Origin of the sequence: Listeria weihenstephanensis, from assembly GCF_003534205.1 — a bacterium.
Classification (GTDB): Bacteria; Bacillota; Bacilli; order Lactobacillales; family Listeriaceae; genus Listeria_A; species Listeria_A weihenstephanensis.
In genome coordinates this window covers 821,155-840,016 of the sequence record NZ_CP011102.1, presented here as the reverse complement: position 1 = coordinate 840,016, position 18,862 = coordinate 821,155, and the positions used below count along the sequence as shown (strand labels likewise).

The 18,862-nt window shown below is 39.3% G+C and carries 25 protein-coding genes and 1 tRNA gene; 10 read left to right on the top strand and 16 right to left on the bottom strand.

Annotation, left to right across the window (positions count from 1 at the left end; genetic code table 11):
* Positions 1–332: 332 nt before the first annotated feature.
* Both UE46_RS04065 and UE46_RS04060 read right to left on the bottom strand, forming a co-directional pair.
* Positions 333–824: a DUF4274 domain-containing protein gene (locus UE46_RS04065; RefSeq protein WP_077912451.1), complete on the bottom strand. Its 492-nt coding sequence runs from the start codon at positions 822–824 to the stop codon at positions 333–335.
* Entirely contained in the window at positions 824–1,042 is a 219-nt protein-coding gene (locus UE46_RS04060; protein ID WP_233230983.1) for a helix-turn-helix domain-containing protein, read from the bottom strand. The genes UE46_RS04065 and UE46_RS04060 overlap by 1 nt, the downstream gene beginning before the upstream one ends.
* Positions 1,043–1,131: 89 nt before the next feature.
* On the opposite strand from UE46_RS04060, the gene UE46_RS04055 reads away from it, so the two are divergent.
* Entirely contained in the window at positions 1,132–1,413 is a 282-nt protein-coding gene (locus UE46_RS04055; protein ID WP_036059178.1) for a hypothetical protein, read from the top strand.
* A gap of 265 nt (positions 1,414–1,678) precedes the next feature.
* On the opposite strand, the gene UE46_RS04050 is transcribed toward UE46_RS04055, so the two are convergent.
* From UE46_RS04050 to UE46_RS04020, 8 genes are all read right to left on the bottom strand, one after another.
* The gene (locus UE46_RS04050) at positions 1,679–2,161 is read right to left on the bottom strand and encodes an immunity protein YezG family protein (protein ID WP_036059176.1); all 483 of its coding nucleotides are present in this window, start codon (positions 2,159–2,161) and stop codon (positions 1,679–1,681) included.
* Positions 2,162–2,212: 51 nt separating this feature from the next.
* The gene (locus UE46_RS04045; protein ID WP_036059172.1) at positions 2,213–2,659 is read right to left on the bottom strand and encodes an SMI1/KNR4 family protein; all 447 of its coding nucleotides are present in this window, start codon (positions 2,657–2,659) and stop codon (positions 2,213–2,215) included.
* Positions 2,660–2,694: 35 nt separating this feature from the next.
* A complete protein-coding gene (locus tag UE46_RS04040) occupies positions 2,695–3,027 on the bottom strand; it encodes an immunity protein YezG family protein (protein WP_077912450.1) in 333 nt (110 codons plus the stop codon).
* Between the two features lie 11 nt (positions 3,028–3,038).
* The gene (locus tag UE46_RS16465) at positions 3,039–3,173 is read right to left on the bottom strand and encodes an immunity protein YezG family protein (RefSeq protein ID WP_077912449.1); all 135 of its coding nucleotides are present in this window, start codon (positions 3,171–3,173) and stop codon (positions 3,039–3,041) included.
* On the bottom strand, positions 3,170–3,676 hold the full coding sequence (locus UE46_RS04035; RefSeq protein WP_233230982.1) for an immunity protein YezG family protein: 507 nt from the start codon (positions 3,674–3,676) through the stop codon (positions 3,170–3,172). The genes UE46_RS16465 and UE46_RS04035 overlap by 4 nt, the downstream gene beginning before the upstream one ends.
* Positions 3,657–5,162, bottom strand: coding sequence for a DNA/RNA non-specific endonuclease (locus tag UE46_RS04030; RefSeq protein WP_159103080.1), 1,506 nt, complete (start codon positions 5,160–5,162; stop codon positions 3,657–3,659). The genes UE46_RS04035 and UE46_RS04030 overlap by 20 nt, the downstream gene beginning before the upstream one ends.
* On the bottom strand, positions 5,149–5,364 hold the full coding sequence (locus tag UE46_RS04025) for a hypothetical protein (protein WP_036059169.1): 216 nt from the start codon (positions 5,362–5,364) through the stop codon (positions 5,149–5,151). The genes UE46_RS04030 and UE46_RS04025 overlap by 14 nt, the downstream gene beginning before the upstream one ends.
* 74 nt (positions 5,365–5,438) lie before the next feature.
* Positions 5,439–6,320 (bottom strand): helix-turn-helix domain-containing protein, encoded by an 882-nt coding sequence (locus UE46_RS04020; protein WP_036059167.1) that lies wholly within the window; start codon positions 6,318–6,320, stop codon positions 5,439–5,441.
* Positions 6,321–6,689: 369 nt separating this feature from the next.
* On the opposite strand from UE46_RS04020, the gene UE46_RS04015 reads away from it, so the two are divergent.
* Positions 6,690–6,884: a hypothetical protein gene (locus UE46_RS04015; RefSeq protein ID WP_118907414.1), complete on the top strand. Its 195-nt coding sequence runs from the start codon at positions 6,690–6,692 to the stop codon at positions 6,882–6,884.
* A 35-nt stretch (positions 6,885–6,919) separates the two neighbouring features.
* On the opposite strand, the gene UE46_RS04010 is transcribed toward UE46_RS04015, so the two are convergent.
* A complete protein-coding gene (locus tag UE46_RS04010; protein WP_036059165.1) occupies positions 6,920–7,243 on the bottom strand; it encodes a helix-turn-helix domain-containing protein in 324 nt (107 codons plus the stop codon).
* 216 nt (positions 7,244–7,459) lie between these two features.
* On the opposite strand from UE46_RS04010, the gene UE46_RS04005 reads away from it, so the two are divergent.
* Complete coding sequence (locus UE46_RS04005; protein WP_036059163.1) at positions 7,460–7,720, top strand: hypothetical protein; 261 nt, start codon at positions 7,460–7,462, stop codon at positions 7,718–7,720.
* A 403-nt stretch (positions 7,721–8,123) separates the two neighbouring features.
* Here the strand turns inward: UE46_RS04005 and UE46_RS04000 are convergent.
* A tRNA-Ser gene (locus tag UE46_RS04000) sits at positions 8,124–8,213 on the bottom strand.
* Between the two features lie 157 nt (positions 8,214–8,370).
* Complete coding sequence (locus UE46_RS03995; RefSeq protein WP_036059162.1) at positions 8,371–9,537, bottom strand: GNAT family N-acetyltransferase; 1,167 nt, start codon at positions 9,535–9,537, stop codon at positions 8,371–8,373.
* Between the two features lie 173 nt (positions 9,538–9,710).
* Between UE46_RS03995 and UE46_RS03990 the strand changes: the two genes are divergently transcribed.
* The gene (locus UE46_RS03990) at positions 9,711–10,337 is read left to right on the top strand and encodes an FMN-dependent NADH-azoreductase (protein WP_036059160.1); all 627 of its coding nucleotides are present in this window, start codon (positions 9,711–9,713) and stop codon (positions 10,335–10,337) included.
* A 496-nt stretch (positions 10,338–10,833) separates the two neighbouring features.
* Here the strand turns inward: UE46_RS03990 and UE46_RS03985 are convergent, their stop codons facing one another.
* Complete coding sequence (locus UE46_RS03985) at positions 10,834–11,724, bottom strand: hypothetical protein (RefSeq protein WP_036059158.1); 891 nt, start codon at positions 11,722–11,724, stop codon at positions 10,834–10,836.
* A 269-nt stretch (positions 11,725–11,993) separates the two neighbouring features.
* On the opposite strand from UE46_RS03985, the gene UE46_RS03980 reads away from it, so the two are divergent.
* The 6 genes from UE46_RS03980 (at position 11,994) to UE46_RS03955 (ending at position 16,323) form a co-directional block, all read left to right on the top strand.
* A complete protein-coding gene (locus tag UE46_RS03980) occupies positions 11,994–12,299 on the top strand; it encodes an NfeD family protein (RefSeq protein WP_036059156.1) in 306 nt (101 codons plus the stop codon).
* On the top strand, positions 12,296–13,231 hold the full coding sequence (floA, locus tag UE46_RS03975; protein ID WP_036059155.1) for a flotillin-like protein FloA: 936 nt from the start codon (positions 12,296–12,298) through the stop codon (positions 13,229–13,231). The genes UE46_RS03980 and floA overlap by 4 nt, the downstream gene beginning before the upstream one ends.
* 631 nt (positions 13,232–13,862) lie before the next feature.
* Complete coding sequence (locus tag UE46_RS03970) at positions 13,863–14,240, top strand: hypothetical protein (RefSeq protein WP_036059153.1); 378 nt, start codon at positions 13,863–13,865, stop codon at positions 14,238–14,240.
* 224 nt (positions 14,241–14,464) lie between these two features.
* Positions 14,465–14,674 (top strand): LapA family protein, encoded by a 210-nt coding sequence (locus UE46_RS03965; protein ID WP_051492796.1) that lies wholly within the window; start codon positions 14,465–14,467, stop codon positions 14,672–14,674.
* A 26-nt stretch (positions 14,675–14,700) separates the two neighbouring features.
* The gene (locus tag UE46_RS03960; protein ID WP_051492795.1) at positions 14,701–15,918 is read left to right on the top strand and encodes a chloride channel protein; all 1,218 of its coding nucleotides are present in this window, start codon (positions 14,701–14,703) and stop codon (positions 15,916–15,918) included.
* A 24-nt stretch (positions 15,919–15,942) separates the two neighbouring features.
* The gene (locus UE46_RS03955) at positions 15,943–16,323 is read left to right on the top strand and encodes a PH domain-containing protein (protein ID WP_036059151.1); all 381 of its coding nucleotides are present in this window, start codon (positions 15,943–15,945) and stop codon (positions 16,321–16,323) included.
* 65 nt (positions 16,324–16,388) lie between these two features.
* Here the strand turns inward: UE46_RS03955 and UE46_RS03950 are convergent, their stop codons facing one another.
* Positions 16,389–17,039, bottom strand: a complete 651-nt coding sequence (locus UE46_RS03950) for a MarR family winged helix-turn-helix transcriptional regulator (protein WP_077912446.1) — start codon at positions 17,037–17,039, stop codon at positions 16,389–16,391.
* A gap of 100 nt (positions 17,040–17,139) precedes the next feature.
* Positions 17,140–18,780 carry a M6 family metalloprotease domain-containing protein gene (locus UE46_RS03945; RefSeq protein WP_051492794.1) on the bottom strand — a complete coding sequence of 547 codons (1,641 nt, stop codon included), beginning with the start codon at positions 18,778–18,780 and terminating at the stop codon, positions 17,140–17,142.
* Positions 18,781–18,862 lie beyond the last annotated feature (82 nt).

The window sequence follows — 18,862 nt, the reverse complement described above, 5'->3', positions numbered from 1 at the left end:
CTATACCAGATTATTAATGAATCTGCAGCTTGACAGATTAGCAAAACATAATTATTTTTTCATAAATTAAGAGACAGCTCAGCAGCCATCTCTTAAATTCAACCAATTATCTTCTGCTAACAAAATACCTTCCTTCTTGAAACTCTTCATAATAATTCAATACCTGTACCTCAAGTTTTTGTAAGTCAGCAACTGGGTTTTTAAGCAGATTTTCAGTTAACTGCTGCCAATGAAATTTTTACAATTACCGATATTAATAAATAGCAAAATTAAAAATCTAAGTTCAGAGAAAATGTTGCTAGTTCTGATTTCAATTAGATTTTTGTGTTGAATTATATCATAGGAATCTCAATATCATTTCCCTCTATACCATCCAAGAAAAAACCGGGTATGTTTGGATTCGATTTTTTCAATTTAAATAGTTGTACCTTAGTCAACTCTGGATAATATGAAATACTGCTGCGCTTGAAAACATCCATCTCAAGTTTGGAATAAACCTCCGTTATAAATTTACTCCATTCATCCAGTCCCGATTGTTCAACACTTTCTTTATCTACTAGTAATCTAATACCGTCAGACAAATAGAACATCATTAAACCCGTTGACATGTCACAGTTATTATTAGTAATTATCGCCCTAGGTATACTAAATCCGTTATCCCAATTATAATTTGCCGCAAGTACATAAAGCATTTCTGAATCTCCAATGCTCGCCACTTGTTTTGTGGCTTCATTCAAATCCTCAGAATACAGAATTGCCTCTATACAACTAATTTTTTCACTGTCGAGTCCTCCGTGCATAATATCTCCTCCATAAACCTTCATTAATGAGATTCTATACTTATTATCTCCCTTATATCATCAATTTCGAGCGCCTCTGCAATCCTTTCAATATGTCGCAATGAAATTCTCTCATGCTTATTATTTGATAGCTTATTAATAATCGAAGGCTCAATATCAGATAACCGTGCAAGTTCTCGTAAAGATATATTTCTGCTCTCCACCAGATTCTTCAAGTTAATAATTACATATCTACTCAACATGCTCATCCCTTTCTGTTGTTTATAAGAACATCATATAGTATAATGTGTAATCATATGGTGTCGCTAAAGACATCGGAAAGGAGTTATTGATGAAAAATTTAGATATTGATTTTCAAGAATTTGTTCTTACCCGAATTGAAACCCTTATGGAAAGCCCTTCAACTGATAAAAAATTAGCGGAATTTAATTCTAATTGCACTTCCTTATTAAATGAATTATTTTTACAATTAGACGAAGATGACCAAGCGCTAGATCTTTTAAATCGTTATGAAAAAACCATCCTTAACTATGAACAACTTCTTACTCAACACATTTATAAGCTAGGATTTAATGATGCTAAAACTCTGTTATTCCAAAACCATATTGTATAAACACCAAATAAGACATTGAACCCAAACACAGTTCAATGTCTTATCTAATCATTAATCTTATTTAATTCTTTTTAAACCAACTACATCATCTGTTCAATTTACTAAGCAGCATGCAGCACGCTCCTCCGCCATTATTTTCAATTAATAAAGCTTAGTATTTTGTTGGAAGTTTAACACCCCACATATTTTCCTCGTTGCTTACTATGTCTTTTGTAGGTAATGGTAATACGACTGAACCTTTTTCTATGCGCATTTTATACTCCACTCACTTTTTCTTGCTTGCATCTTTTTTATACTTCTCAATTAACTTGCAACCACTTACATCCTTAATGTTAGGCAGGATACCTAGTTTTTCATACTTCCAAATTTTAACCCGCTCAATATAATCATAGCCATCCTTCTCCAAGTCATCGTAGCTGTATTGAATATTGAACTTGCCCTCAGAATCCAGACTTAGATTTAAACTTTTCCATGGTTCTTGTTTATTATCAATAAATTCATTCCATAAATCTCTTAATAATCCATTTAAATTGCTCAGTCCATTTTGAACTTCATCCATATCAATGTGCTCCATATCTTCAATATCCAAACTATAGATGGGATCTTTGCCTTCAACCAGATAATAATAAAAGAAAGTTGCTCCTCTGTATTGATCCATTTCAGAGTAAAGTAAGAACCGGCTCCAGTCCTCTGGAATAACATTATTCACTTGATTAGCTATTTCTTGATACAATGCTTCCATACTCATTTAATACCCTCTCTACTGTAACTAGCTTTCTAAATTTATCATTCTATAGAACTATTTTTCTGGTTTTAGTCCAGAGATAAAAGTGCTAAACGGAGTTGCCAACTTATAAACATTCTCCTCATCACTAGACCCTTCTAATTCTTGCCCATTATCCCAAAAATATATTCCTTCTTGATCCCCTTCACATATTAGAATAAATAATCCAGAGCCATATTCTGTCCCTATGATTAATGCTGACTCCATCAATTCATCACCGTACTCTTTATACCAGCTTTCTAAATCAAAATTATCATTTTCGTTAACTCCCAATAACGCGCCTAAAACAATCTCTTCGCCATTAGATGGGATTATCATAGACAAATAATTTTCTGCTGGAACCCCACCATTTTTATTCACCAAAAATTGTTTATAGTCTTCTGGAAATTTTAGTTGCATCTCTTTTTCTAACCTAATAATCTCTTGCATTGACAATGTGCCAAAACCTTTAATTTTATGCATATCCGTTGCTCCTTAGCGGCAAACGATTTTTAATACTATTTCCCCTTGCTAGATTTCTTTTTATAGTTTTCAATTAGTTCTATACCACTTATATCAGTCGGTTTGGGTAACATGTTTAATTTCTCATATTCCCAAATAGCTATGCGATCAACATAATCATAGCCATCTTTCTCTAAATCTTCATAGCTGTATTGGATGTTAAATTTGCCCTTTGAATTTAAAGTGAAGTTTAGACTTTTCCATGTTTCTTGTTTGTTTACAATAAATTCATTCCAAAGTTTTCTTAATAGATCACTTAAATTGCTCAAACCGTTATCTACCCCTTCTACGTCTACACCCTCTATATCCTCAATATCCAAGCTATATATCGGTGTACTATTTAGTAAAAGAAAGTTGCGTCACTGTGTTCTTCCACCTCTGAATATAATAGAACCTCACTCCATTGCTCTGGAATTATCATATTGAGTTCTGTCGCTATTTCCTGATAAAGTGAATTAACATTTTCATTACTCATTTATTTTTGTTCGCAATATAAGCCTCTACCATACTCAATTCATCATCCCGCCCAGCTTTAGGCAAGATACCTAGATGCTCATATTTCCAAACGATAACTCTCTCAAAATGATCATATTTACCCGCATCCAAATCCGTATAATCATAATCGATAGTGAAATCGCCTTCTGCATCTACCTCAAATGTTAAATTAGTCCATGGCTCATGTTCATTTCTTATAAACTCTTCCCACAAATCTCTCAATAAATTACTCAATTGGCTTAAATTATCTTGTGTTATATCTTCATCCACACCATCTATGTCTTCAATGTCCAGACTATAGATTGGTTCCTTACTATTTTTAGGATAATAGTAAAACATTGTTGAATCGCTATATTTATCCACCTCGGAATAAAGCTTAAATTTATCCCATGCTTCTGGTATTGTCTCTATGACCTGTGTTGCGATCTTTTGATATAATTCGTCTAGTATTTTAGTCTCCATTTTATTTGCTTCCATACTCATTTAATAGCCTCCTTGATACTTTTTCTCCATCTATTGAATAATTGATATTAAACGCTACTGGTCGTTTGGATGTACCAAGATACTCAGGTCTAATATCGACAATTACTTCTTTACCTTGCGATAACGCAGCTGCCCATTTATTTTCGATTTGCTTATATGCACTAACGTTTACATTTCCGTTCATGGCAACAATATTATCAATAAGTGGCGACCCATTAAATCTAGTCGCTATTAAATGTCCACCATGATCTCCTTGTGTACTAGGAGCTATAATACGATCTTCTCCACCCGCCTTAAGTTGATGAGTGGTATTCCTTGTACCGTTCACAGCTGTCAGTTTACCTTTAGCTTGTTTAACTCTGCTAAGCTCATCTGTCTTATACATATATCCTTTACTATCGTACTTAACATTTGGCTTTAATTCAAATTCACTCAAAAAATGGCTATTATCATTAAGAACAATTCTACTAGATGTCCCTTTAAGCTTCACATTACTATATATTTTACTGACATTGCTTTTAGGCACCTTAATCCCTTTTGATTTCATAGCTACTCCGCCTAATAGAACAAAAGAGACAATAGAAATACTCTGCATTTTAGTTAAAGGTACATCGGGATTAAGTGTATTGATACCCTTCATTGCATCTAGCATATAATCCGTCATGAAATCGCCAGTTTCTTCGGATGTCACTTTAATTGTACCATCTTTTAAACCATCATTATAGGCAATGCTTGCTTCTGCGGTTTCGCGATTCGTGATGCCCTTTTTGCTTAAGATCCAATAGCTACCTTCCAGCGTCTTCGTGTAATCATCGAAATTATACGTTTTCTTCGGCTTCTTCTCTGGTACTAGATGGTTCAGCCAGCCCAATTGCATTTTACTGGAATCGTAGGTGTGTGTTGTCGCATTGAATGCTTTTCTGGCTAGGATTTCATTCACGCCCGTCTTCACCTGATACATCCGCGATAAAACATCGTGCATCACGTTCGTATGACTATGCTCAAAATCCAGATACCGTTCTAAAATCTTGATCTCCTCTTTGATTTGCATCATCGACGTTTCCAGTCCCAGCTTCATGCCTATCTGTTGCCCAAGGTTCAAGTTGCCCGTCATCGAATCCATCGCGTGCGTGAAGTCATCCAACAAATTCTCTGACCGCCTGATTTCCGCATACAGCGCATCTAATTTATCCGAATCCAATCGCGAGTCAAACGCATCATCCACCTGCGCTTCAAAGTCCTGCACATACTTCTTCAAAATCCGATCCGCTTCACTCAAACACTCGATGGTCGTGTCTACGATGGGATAGTGCACCGTTTCATAATAGCTTTTCGCGCTATCGACAAATTCGCCTTTAATCTCACCATCCGCCACTAACTTCGCGACGGCTTTCCGGTAATCCCGCAACGCATCTCGTAATCGTTTACTTTCTCTTAAAAACTGTTCCACAAAATAACGTACTTCCCCAATCTCAATCCGTGGCATGCGCATCAGCCTCCTTCGATGCAAATTTAGCTCGCTGGTGAGCGCGATGCGATTCCTGTATCGCATCATCCACGGCGTACATCTGTTTTTTCCGCTTCTGCCATTCTTCCGTCATCGTTTCTTCCACGAGTCCTAATCGCTGTCGTGACCGATTCCCCTGCCACGCATCCTGAAAAGTATGTAACACATTCCATCCTTTCATTATTTTTTCTTAAAAAGCTTCCTCTCATTTTTCTAGCACCTTTATTATACAATTTCTAGCATAGACCGGCAAACTCAATTTACCGGAGCCGCTTCTAATTCGGTAATAAAGTTCCTCCAAGAATGATCAATATCATCGGCTAATTGTTGTTTCTTACTTAATGACAGAATTGCAATCGCATTGTCTATCAAGATTTGCGCCTCTTCTATTTCACCATGAGCATGCTTCACTTTTGCTATTTCTGCATTGGCAAACGACATGGTGACTAAATTATCGGCTGCATATGACAAATCTCTGGCTTTTTCGACAAGCGGTAACGCCGTAGCATACAATCTCTTGGAAATACGATAGCCACCAGCATTCAGCAAGAAAGCGATTCGCGTGCCTTGTATATTCTCATACGAATTATATTTTTCGAATTCTTTGTCGATTCGTTGCACAATTTCCAGTGCGCGTTTTTCTGGGAAAATGTAAAACAGTTTGGACATGACGTAAATCTGTTCATACGTCCATATTTTTTGTTCTTCGATACGATCATAAATAGCAAACGATTTCGGAGAGTCAATTTCATACGTATCCGACTCGCTTATCTCAATGTAACTATCTAAGATGACTTTTAAATCTTGTATGAACATGTCGCGCGGGTTATTCTCTACGTATTGTTCTATACGGTGTTTCAATTCGACATTCTCTTTGGCATACAAACTATGTCGCATGGCACGTACATCTTTGAACAGTGTGGTACGCTCATCATAAGCATAGCCATTTAATATGAACATAAATTCGTCTAAACTCACATGCAATTCGCTGATGATATCCAGAAACGTATTCACGCGCGGTACCGTGTTATTCACTTCAATATTGCCGATTGTACTTTGCTTGATGTTTTTAAAAGCGCGTTGACTCATGTTTAAATTCTTTCGCAGGTAAGCGAGCGTACTTCCAATGGGTTTCATATATTCTGCTCCTTCGATTGTATTTTGGGTCAAATGAAAAATGGAACTATTTGTGTGATATACTAAGATTTAACAAGTAAAAGAGTGAGGTGAATCTACATTGAAAAAAGTACTTGCTTCTATGTTAACGGTTACTTTTCTACTAGCTACAGTCAGTCTAGTAGTGGCGGAGTCTCCAATCGCCCAAACAATGATTAATATTCATACAGGATGAATGTAAAAAAGCCGAAGCCTATTCTTTCCAATCCCGACGATTGTGTAACGAAAGATAGACCTCGAACATATACTTAGTCTACCATATATTATGAAAAAGTAAAAAAGAAAATGAGTGATGAATGAGCATCATATTATCGTAGGAGTGAGGCTGAGATGGAATTAAAACACGGGTTACTATTAGAACATGCGAAAAAAAATAAAACGCATTACAAAAAGATAATAGAGATAATTGATCAGGATAGAAATAGCAAAGATGAATTGATGGCAGCAGGATACACAGAAGATGAAGCATTCAAAACATTGTTTATACTTAACGGTGCATTTTTATCAACACTAGCTTGCAAATAATCATCGTCCCATTGCCGCCTTTCTTGGGCGGTTTTCTATTTATCCTTTTTTTGATTTTCAACCGTTTTTATCAAATGTCTGATGGATTCCGCAAAGTCACTATTTTGCTCCATGTAATCAATAATATCCTGTATTTCAGAGGAATGACCATTTTCTGGAATTGGATTATCTGATCTGCCGAGTAGGTAATCCACAGAAACGTCAAGATAATCCGCAACCGCGCGAAGCTTATCACTAGTGGGAGCATTGGTTTTCCAAGCGTAGATTGAATTTTCTCCTATATTTACACTGCGAGCTAAGTCTTGAAGCGACATGCCTCTCGCTTTGCAGAGCTTTTTTATGCGTTCAAAGGTTATCATTTTACCCTCCCTAATTTCATTTTTATTAAATGCAATGATAAAGTGTATCCATAAACTAATTTATCCGCTTACAATGACTGTAACAAATGTTATGTTTCGTACTTACAAGTTATGGATTCATTTTATCAAATTTAATAAATCAAGTCAATATTAGAGAGAAAAAACCAAAATAATGAATGATGTATCGTTATAAACTATAGAAAGAGGTGATCACCCTTGATTCCAAAAACATTCGAACAAGACTTTGAAAACTTTTGCTCCATGCGATTACAGGCTATGTTTGAAGATGAAGTCAACCACAAAACATACCAAGAAAAAAGTGCTGCCTTTTATCAAGTACGCGACCAAATGGAAGAACAATTGTTTCCCGCAGTCCTCCCCTTTCTTGATGAACTAGAGAAATTCCAAGTGGAAGCCTTTGCGTATATTTATTCGGTAGCCTTTAGAGAAGGCTTACAGTTTTCACAAAATAAATAACAAACTTCCATTTATTCTTTCGTAATAAATCATATTCAAGGCATTAAAAAAAGCTCCTATCCTCGTTTTTTAAGGATACAAGCTTTTTGGTTTCATAATTTTATAACTTGTTGTTAGTGCTTAGAATTGGGGAACTTAGCCCTCTAAATTCCGTCGGTCTTAAGTAAGTTTTGGTATTCGAATAACGGTAAACATACAGCCACATAATAGATGAATTAGAGCAAAAAGAATCCCGTCAAGTAGGTGATATTATGAGCGATGTATGAGCAAATATTGCTTAATTTCTTGTAAAAAGGCTTATTTCTATGTTTTTCTTTCATTTTCCCTCAAACAAAAAAACACCATAAATCGCATCATATCAACGATTTACAGTATCTTCTCTTTTTCCTTCATTTCCTATAAACGGAGAAACGGGGATTCGAACCCCGGCGCGGCCTGAACCGCCTAACAGATTTCGAGTCTGTCCCCTTCAGCCGGACTTGGGTATTTCCCCAGATTGCATGATATGTATCATGACCACAAACTATATTTTAATGTATTTTTTTCTAAAAAGCTAGTGTTTTCTTCTATTAAATCTCATGTTGTGATTATTTACTCCAATACGCAAAAAAACCACAAGAGTCTGGCCTAATCTCCTGTGGTTCTCCATCTCAAAATGCGTCGTAAAAATCGCTACGCACGTGTGGTATCACTTTTTCCCATGCGGCAATTGTTGCTTCGCTCGCCGTGGCCTTATCATAATACACCAAGTCAGCGGGTCTCACAAAGCCCATCAACATCTGGCCAAGCCCTTGAATCGTGATCGCGAACACTTCTTCCTCTGTACTTTCTACTCGTTTCACAAAGTTACCACGGACTTCAAAAATGCCTTCGTTCCAAGGGGCTGTCTCGTCCTCCACTTTCAAATATAACGCTGCGTCAAATCGTTCCGCGAAACGATATTTAATCAAAAACGGTTCAACATCGACAATTCGCATCATAAAATCAAGAATTTCGCGCTTTTTGAAATTAGGCGACGGGAAAGCGAGCGCAACATCGCGTAATGAACCGACGTTCTTCGCAATCACGCGATCTACCATCATGCTATGCGTTCCAATAAATCGCCATAACCCTTTTTCCGCTTCGTAATTAAGTGCGATCATCTCGTGAACCTTCAATACCTCGTGATCCATCGTGAATAACATATACCCCATCGTGACCCCATTTTCATCACAATACATCGCAATTTCCTTTGTATATCCACGGCGGGCCATTCGCAACCACCACGCATCATCGCGCATCATCATGCCACTTTTTCGCGTTAAGGCGAATCGATTATACATCTCGCGAATCACCGCAATCCCCGTGCCATCCTCACTACTAAGTCGCATCACACGACCAGGGACAGTTCCCATATCCGGCAAATCATGCGACTCGATTTCCAGCTCCACTTTTTCCGTAAACAGCTCATAGCCGAACTTGCGGTAAAAAGGGATTGAGAACGGGCTTAAATAAGAAACCAGCTGCCCAGCCTCACGCATTTTCACAAGCGATTCTACCATTAATTGACGAACCAAGCCTCCGTTTCGATACTCTGGATAACTCGCCACATAAGCAAGCCCACCCATCGCAAAACGTTCACCCAAGATCGACACGCTCAGCGGATATGTTAATACTTGCGCCAGTAAATGCTCGCCATAAAACAAACCAAGACGCCTCGCATTTTCTGCCCAATAATTAAAATCATCTTCTCCACCAGAAGCTGGAAGTCTAAATGCATAGTCGCGTAAATCCTTTATTTTTCCAATCTCAGAATCCTTAATTTCCCTCAATTCCATGACAGCACCCCATTTCTCCTTTATTTTAGCACAAACTGCGTCAATATGTGCAGGTAAACGCTTTCACTTACTTTTTACAACAAACTAATTTTTTGTAAGCATATTACTTGAAGTGTAAAGAGAGATAGGATAGAATGTGAAAGTAATCAAAACATATTGGAGGAATTTATAAAATGGCTAATGTATTATTTATCAAAGCAAATGGTTTACCAGCGGAACGTTCCGTGAGTGTGAAATTATACGAAGAATTCTTAAAAAACTATACGGCAAGCAACGCAGGGGATACAATCACTGAACTTGATTTGTTCCAAGCAGACCTTCCTTATTATGACGCAACGATGATGAGCGGCCTTTACAAAGAGTCGATTGGCGAAACATTAACGCAGGACGAAGCTCGCCTAGCAAAAGTTGCAAACAGCTACCTAGAACAATTTTTAGCAGCTGACAAAGTTGTGATGGCATTCCCATTGTGGAACTTCAGCATCCCAGCACAATTCCTAACTTACCTATTCTACTTAAACCAAGCTGGTAAAACATTCAAATACACAGCAGAAGGCCCAGTTGGTCTTGTAACAGATAAAGAAGTCGTACTACTAAACGCACGTGGTGGCGTATACACAGACGGCCCAATGCAAAGCTGGGAAATGTCCCTTAACTACGTGAAAAACGTATTAGCACACTTCGGTATCACAAACCCTGAAACTGTAGTTGTAGAAGGTCACAACGCAGCACCAGATCAAGCACAAGATTTAATCGCAGCAGGCGTTAAAGAAGCCGGCGAATTAGCAACTAAGTTTTAATACGAAGTGCAGAACACGCCCGTTAGCTTCGACAGAAATTGCTAGAGGGCGCAGGAAAAGTCCTCTTTGACTTTTGCGGAGGCCACGAAATTTCCGAGAAGCTGGCGTGTGGAGCCGGATCAATCGAAGTGCAGAACACGCCCGTTAGCTTCGACAGAAATTGCTAGAGGGCGCAGGAAAAGTCCTCTTTGACTTTTGCGGAGGCCACGAAATTTCCGAGAAGCTGGCGTGTGGAGCTAGATTAATCGAAGTGCGGAACACGCCCTTAGCTACACAGAACGCTAAACGAAATAAGTCTCACTACTTCTCAAAAAAGTAGTGAGACTTATTTTTTTGCTTACTCTACTAACAATATTTCCTCTACCTATTATGCTTAAGAATTCCACTTTTCCCGTAAAGGACGTACAGCCCCACCTTAGGAAAGCTCATATTCAAGTCCTGAAATATAACATTACGAAATTGTTTCGTCACATTTTTTAATTCTACTAAATGCACATTATTTCTCCCCTACTGTGTATAAATTATGCGTTGCGAAGAAGGTAACTTTCTTCCCGTCCACTTGATAACCTAGATAATCTGCTTTATTCAATAATGTTTCATTTGTAGTCATGTCCTCTACTGTGAACCTCCCAGTTGACATAACTTGTAGAATATAATTATCGGCTATAACTGTAGCATACGCCACCGATCCATCTAAGTCTTTCAACTTATCCAGACCACTGTACAACTGGTTTCCCTTCACATAAACAACATCCCGTTTATAGGTACTCAGAGAACTTTCCTTAACATCTTTGCTAATAAGAGTAAATTGTGATAAATACTCGTTTGTTTCATAAAGATTTTCCCCTCCATTTTCGGCAATCAGCGCATATATTTCACCGGTATTTGAAGAAATACCCTCAAAAATATTCTTTGCCTGATCATTGATTACGATATTTTTTTTGTTTGCAGTACCATTAGAATCGACTTCAAGAATTCCTAATAATGAATTTTCTTTCTTAGAGTAATCAATAATGGCAAACAAGTATTTGTTATTACTGATGGCAAAAGGGAAAAGTGCTTCTGTTTTACTTTCTAGTTTGTAGATGGATTTATAATTGCCCTTGTTCTGCACAAATACTTCAAACTCATTCGACGTAGAGTTTCCAGATGTTATGTATTTGGAGGAATTAGGAAATACATACTGAAATTGATTATCACGGGTGTCCCAATCCCCTAATGACATCTTAGTTTTCATGTCAAATTTCACAAGCTTTGCCCCGTCATACACTAGATTTGTAGCTTCACTAGTATTTAAATCAATACCTTGCTCCTCTAGTTCGTTTGAAGAACATCCCGATGCAAATAGTAGCAAAAACATCATTAAAATAACTTTTAATAGTTTCATAATTTACTCCTTTTTCAATGTATAGCCCCTATGTTGGTTTTTTATCCATTTAAGTATTATTTAGTCATCTATACACGAATATATTACTATATAATCCCCTGTTAATCAATCTTCATTTTCCAATCTTTAGTTGTATTATGTATCTTTTTATACAGTTCGACTACTTCCCTGAAATAATTTCATACTATTTCCACATTCCTCCCCACACCTAACGCAAAATAGGTTATACTAGAAGTAAGCAATCTATTATCAAGAGGATGGTGAGCATAATGTCGCGAGAATATACCGAAGATGATCTTGTATACGGCGAATCTTGGGGACTTGTACATCGTGGTTTCTTAGCGGACAGCGAGATTGAACGAATGAAAGCGCTACGAGATAAAGTGATGGACAAGCATGGAACAGCTGGGACAACTTTGAAACCGATTGGCAGAGTTATCATTGATGGTGAATGGTATGACGCTAGGTTAAAAGACGGCTATTTAGATATAGGAACTCCTATCGTTGTTGTCGGCATTGATATTGGCTATGTATTAGTAAACGAAGACCTAAAAAGAGAGGAAGATAATTCATGATTGGACCAATTATTATCGCAGTTTTAGTACTTGTAGTTTTGATTATATTTTTCACACTAGTACCAGTAGGCCTATGGATCAGCGCCATTTCCGCGCAAGTTCGCGTAGGATTGGGAACACTTGTCGGCATGCGTTTGCGCCGGGTAACTCCTTCCCGCGTTGTCAAACCACTAATTAAAGCTGTAAAAGCCGGGCTTGACCTAGAAGTAAACCAACTGGAAAGCCATTACTTAGCTGGTGGGGACGTCGATAAAACCGTCGATGCTCTAATTGCCGCGCACCGTGCCAATATTCAACTTGATTTTAGCCGTGCCGCAGCGATTGACCTTGCAGGACGTGACGTTTTAGAAGCCGTTCAAACTTCCGTTACACCAAAAGTTATCCGCACACCTGAATTTACTGGTGTTGCTCAAAACGGTGTTGAAGTAAAAGTTATCACACAAATTACCGTGCAATCCAATATCGACCGTATCGTCGGTGGTGCCGGTGAAGATACCGTTATCGCGCGTGTCGGTGAAGCCGTAGTCTCAACTGTCGGTGAAACTCGCGAGCATACCGATGTACTCGAAAATCCAAACAGCATCTCGAAAAAAGTACAAGAACAAGGTCTTGGCGATGGCACAGCCTACACGATTCTATCGATTGATATTGCCGAAATGCGTATTGGCGATAACATCAAAGCCAAACTAGACATCGAAAAAGCCAACGCGGACATGGAAGTTGCACAAGCCGCAGCATCCAAACGTAAAGCAGAAGCGATCGCACTAGAACAAGAAAACCGTGCAGTCGTAGTTGCCGCCGAAGCCGAAGTTCCAAGAGCCCTTGCAAAAGCACTTGAAAAAGGTAACCTTGGCGCAATGGATATTTACCGTATGGATAATGTTCAAGCGGATACGACAATGAGGGAAGCTATTGCTAAAGAAGACAAATAAGTTTAGTGGGCATTGTCGTTATTAGGGATTAGATATTCACTTTGTTCATATCTATATTGATGCTGTAACTCATCTTATTCGAACAGCCTCAACAATGCGGGAAGCAATAGCGAAGGAAGACAAATAAGTTTCGTGAGCATTGTCGTTGTTAAGGATTAGATATTCACTTTGTTCACATCTATATTGATGCTGTAACTCATCTTATTCGAACAGCCTCAACAATGCGCGAGGCTATTGCGAAAGAGGACAAATAAGTTTCGTGAGCATTGTCGTTGTTAAGGATTAGATATTCACCTTGTTCACATCTATATTGATGCTATAACTCATCTTATTCGAACAGCCTCAACAATGCGCGAGGCTATTGCGAAAGAAGACAAATAAGTTTGGTGAGCATTGTCGTTGTTAAGGATTAGATATTCACTTTGTTCACATCTATGTTGATGCTGTAACTCATTTTATTCGAACAGCCTCAACAATGCGAGAAGCTATTGCGAAAGAGGACAAATAAGTTTAGCGGGCATTGTCGTTGTTTAGCGGGTAGGATGTTCACTTTGTTCACATCCATATTGATGCTGTAACTCATTTTATTCGAACAATTCCCACCGTAGTTCAGAAAGAAGGTGTAACGAAAATGGATAGTATTTTTGATAATATTGGTGATTGGTTTGGTACCGCCGTCGTTATCATTGGGATTCTTTTCGGGCTCATCAGCTATTTCAAGAAAGCCGAAACCGAGCAGGAGGAAGAGGAGAGATCCAACCTTCCAAAAGTCCCAAAGCAACGTTCTCAAACCCGCTCCAGCACTAAAACAACACCTGCTAAAAAACCGCAACCATCGGGATACAAAGATACTGTAATTAAAGATGCAATCACAAATGCCGATACAAATGTGACGCGCATGCACCATCACCATACCGTTACGAAAAAACGTGTTCGTGGTAAGATGCAAGACGCTATCATCATGAAAGAAATTTTAGATAAACCCGTTTCACTAAGACAGGAGAAATAAGGTCGAGCCAGTAAGTGTTGCGTCTTCTCGCGCATTTACTGGTTTTTTCGATTTCATTTTCATGCAAGTAATAAATTCAACAAAAAGGCACATAATAGTTCCGTTCCGCCTATTTATATTGTATAGTAATTTATGAACGGCTTATCCAAACTGTATCTAAGTTTAGCCTAAATCATTCTAGGGAATTGTTATTTACTTAAGTTTCAAGATAAGGAGGGTTTCACATGGCCAATAAAAAAATATCCGTCAAAGCTATTATCGGGATTATCATTGCTATTCTATTTATTATTTTCGCCTTTGCCAACTGGGATAGCGTTCGTGTTAGCATCGTATTTATGCACTTCAATGCACCACTTGTTTTCATCATCCTCGGCTCCGCTATTATGGGTTCATTAATCACGCTAGCCTTTAAAAAGTTCAGGAAAAATAAATAAAGTAGCACCATGGGGGTATGGAAAACATGAAACTTCGATTACAACTAGTTCTAACTTTATACGGAATTATTCTAGGCACGCTCGTAGCCGTTATCGCCTTCTTATTCCTCCGATTGGTAAATTTCCTCATCTATCTTGTCTGGGATGCAGGAGCTTCGTTATTCGGTGATCCCGTATTTTGGCCAATCTTGATATGTACATTAGGCGGCGTATTTGTCGGTCTATCACGAAAACACATTGGGCCATACCCGCGTGAAATGGATGAAGTCATGGGCGAATTTCATGCAAATGGTCGCGTTTCCTATCAAGGAAAACTCTGGCGAAACCTTGTAGCCGCTCTGATCGTACTAATGTTTGGCGCAAGTCTTGGTCCAGAGGCCGCTTTAGTCAGTATCTGCGCAGGTCTTGTAACATGGGTCGGCGATAAACTCCATTTTACATACCAACAGCGCGACGCACTCATCGAATTCGGAATCGGCGCATTGCTATCTATCATCTTTGCCTCGCCATTATTCGGAATTGCTTCTACACAAGAAGGAGAAGCTAACAACATAAGTAAAAAGTTACATATCCAAAAAATAATTATTTACTTCTTCTCCGTTTCTGCAGGCTTTCTGGTTTTCTACTACCTACTGCAACTTAATGACGGCCCAAGCCCATTTGCAAATCTAGGCTCTGCTACCATCTCTTGGCCAGAATTGCTCTTACTAATTCCACTCTTACTCGCAGGCAAATATTTTGGTAAAGTATATGGCCTTTTCGAAACTGGCATTACCTTTGCAACTCGGAAAATTCAATCCAAACCCATTATGCTTGCCGTAAGTGGTGGCTTGATTTTAGGTGTTTTCGCTTTCTTCCTGCCTAACATGCTCTACTCCGGTGAACACGGTGTCGGTGAAATCGCGAAAGAATACGATTCAATGTCTATCTATCTTTTACTCGCCATTGGTTTTGCCAAGTTATTCGTAACAAGAATATGCCTCGGCACAGGTTGGCGCGGTGGTCACATTTTCCCAATCATTTTTGCCAGTATTGCCGTAGGTTTTGCCTTGACGAAAATACTTCCCGCTGACCCAATATTCATCGTCGCCATTTTTGCAACAGCCTCTTGCGCTGTGATTCTGAAGAAACCGCTAGCCGCTGCTTTTTTACTAGCCTTATTTTTCCCGTTCCAATTATGGCTATTTATCGTAGTTGCAGCGTACCTGGCCGTTTATAAACCTAAACGCGTGTCAGCATCATAAATATCATTCAAGGAGGAGATTCAGTTGGGATTCTTAGACAAAATTATGGGAAATGCATCTACAACAGACTTAGAGGAAGTTCAAAAGGAGCTAGTGGATGTCCTTATTCCCGATGAAGAAATTATTGCGGGCTACAAAATCATCCGCAACTCCCTAGCCTTCACAAATAAACGCCTGATCTTAGTTGATAAGCAAGGCGTGACGGGGAAAAAAACCGAATATAAAACCATTCCTTATAAAAGTATCAGCCGATTCAGCGTCGAAACAACCGGCCATTTTGATTTAGATGTGGAATTGAAAATCTGGATTTCTAGTGAGTCAGACCCTTCCACAAGCATCAATTTTTCAAAAGGTGCACCTGTCGTGGAAATACAAAAAATCTTAGCACAGGCTATTCTCTCATAAAGAAAACAAGCGCAGTATGGAGTCTAGGGTTATAATCCCAAGCTCTATACCGCGCTTTTGTATGCTTATTTTTGGTTTTCAAAATCGTGATGTCCGAAATGGTCTACGTCGCGCATAGCACCAAAATCGGGATATTCACCACGAGAAAATCTTGGGTCGCAATGATGGCCTCTGTGACCATGGCCGCCTGGGTGTGGTCTTCCACCGCCAAAGCCTGGGAAGCCGCCTCTACCTTGCATCCGTGGATCTTCGAAAGCTTCATCGCCGGCAATATCGCCTAACTCTTTCTCAAGTTCATCTGTGATTCGGTGCATATAATCGTGCAAATTAGCCTTTTCTTCATCCTTTAGCACGTCGAAAATCTTGTTATAGTCGGTTTGGTTATCTTTACTTTGCTCCGCTGCCTCGGCACCAGCTTCGGTCAATTTCACATTCATCACACGGCGGTCTGCTTCTGATGGTTCGCGCGTAATGTATTCGCTTTTTTCCAGCTTCGTCAATAACTCGCCTAATGATTGGTTACGCATATCAAGCAAATATGCCAATTCTTTCTGTGTAATCTCTGGTTTCATTTTCAAAATGGATAGCACGCGTCCTTGACCTCGATATGGGTTGCCGAATGGTCCTGCACTTCGTAAATTGTGGATTTGGTAATGGTGCAGCATCCGGTTAAATTGAATAAATTGTTTCATCAAATTGTTTTCTGTTTCGCTCATTTGTAATTCCTCCATTTGATTGTTTTTTCGTCATTAGACATAATTAAAAGGTACCTTTGTTTTATATTATAAAGGCACCTTACTAATTTGTCAAGCTGATTTAATTCGTTACTTTAATGAGCACGGTATCCTTTTTAGAGCCGTCTAATGTTCGTGCTGTGATTGTAGCTGTACCAACCGCTTTCCCGGTTATCTTACCTTTTGCATCTACTGTCGCAATTTTTGCATTCGAGGTTGTCCACGCGATTCCTTTATTCGATGCGTTGGTTGGTGCGATGGTTGCGCTCATCTGGAAAGAGGCATTCTTTTTGATGTAAACACCGCTACGATTAAGTGCGATCGCTGTCACTGGATACGCTGGGCCAATCGTGACGGACATCGCAGTTCCTGACTTGGAATTGACTTTGAATGAGAAATTTGGATAAACGCCATTACTGAGGCGGTTCGACGGTTTTGTGCGATTATTCAAATAGATCTGTTGCGCTTTTCCTCGAGATCCCGTGCCAACGTAGTAAAGAGCGTCGGACATTGCGGTATTGCCACTATTTAGTTGCGAGTAGCCTATGATTCCCTGATTCGCTTCAATCAGCGTGACAAGTTGTTTGCCGATCGTTTGATTGCTACCATAATTCGTATTCACATGATAAATCGCGATGCCTCCTTTAAAAACTTTTCCAATAAGCGCGCGATCAAAACCGGTAAACTGCCGATTTTCGATTAAAAAGTACTCTTTTGCGGAGCTCGTATTCACACGTAAAATTGTTGTTCCTGCGTAAACGTTTTGAACGGAAGACGTTGTTGTGCCTACAACTCGAGGTGTCACAGCGCCAATTTTGACTTTGGAATAAGCATCTAAAAGCACTGGTGTCTGTCCTGGATAGCTATCGCCAGGCTGCGTTCCCCAAGCGCCTTTTGCCATCAAACTGTAAACGCCAAGCCCACTTCCTGTGCCGTTCGTGTTATAAAGATCCAGCAAGCCTAAATCGTGTCCAAGCTCATGCGTGATCACACCAATCGTTGCCATATGCGTACCGTGCATCTCGCCAAATTGTGTGTACGTGAAAAACGTTTTGCCGTCCAATTTGGGCGTAACATTTGTATTCATTCCCCACATATGCCCCCAAACTGAAATCGGAGTGTTTGTATACGCCCGTTCCTGCCCAGCCACAATCGTCATTACATGTAGCTCTCTCGCATCGATACGTCCATTTTTATTCGCATCATATTGCGCAAAATTAACAAAACCATTCGCTGCGATTAAAGCGTCCCGAACAATATATTGATTGCGCGTATCGATTGCAGCGCCAGTCCTAGGATGGTTACGATTCAACGTCACCCGGACCACGCCATTATTCGCCGTACCAGACGTTTCATTCGCTGGAACGAGATTAATTTTGGCATTCGTCGCTTGTGTGTAATAAAGTCGTACTGATTTACTCGTCGTACTAAAAACCTTCTGATTCCAACTTGCTTCGCTTTGCTTGATTGCCGCGTCTTTGAAACTCACTAAAATAACTAAAACACGGTTCGTTGTTGGCATAGCGCTAACTTTTGGAATCGCCGTCGTTGGTGCCTGCGCTGGTAGAGATGATGCGCTCGGATATTTACTTACCGTAACGGGGGTCGTTTTTAGATGGGTTGCCTCTAAGGAATCTGCGGAACTTGCTTGTGCTATCGTTGCGGTACATATCGATAGAACCATCATGACTATCAGCGCCATCCATTTCAGAATAGGCCGCATGATTTGTTCCTCCTTTAATTTCGGCAAAATTCACCGCTTCTTGATTGGTAATTAATACCCGAATTTAAAAAAGGTTAAACGA